This window comes from Bradyrhizobium uaiense, from assembly GCF_010811875.1.
GTDB lineage: Bacteria > Pseudomonadota > Alphaproteobacteria > Rhizobiales > Xanthobacteraceae > Bradyrhizobium > Bradyrhizobium uaiense.
This window is the reverse complement of the sequence record NZ_VKHP01001102.1, coordinates 1-237: the sequence shown is the minus strand read 5'-3', so window position 1 is coordinate 237 and position 237 is coordinate 1. Positions and strand designations below refer to the sequence as shown.

General features: G+C 58.6%; 1 protein-coding gene. It reads right to left on the bottom strand.

Annotation, left to right across the window (positions count from 1 at the left end; all coding sequences use genetic code 11):
- On the bottom strand, nt 1-232 hold a 232-nt coding region (locus FNJ47_RS48950), incomplete at its 3' end, for a transposase (protein ID WP_163163850.1).
- Nucleotides 233-237 lie beyond the last annotated feature (5 nt).

The window sequence follows — 237 nt, the reverse complement described above, 5'->3', positions numbered from 1 at the left end:
CATCGGCGATGAAATGGTGCAGCTGATCGTAGCTGCCCGAGGCAAGGCGTTCTGCCATCGGCTGAATGGTCGTGCGATCACCAGGGCCGATCAATCCCGAAACGTCCAGTGGACCCATCCGCTGCCGAGTCTTGTGACCAACCAGGGCCAAGAACGGCTTCAGCCAGCGTTCGAGTTCGTCTTCCCATTCCGCCATGGTCAGCCCTCCAAGAGCCGACCACCCATGAATCATTGAAA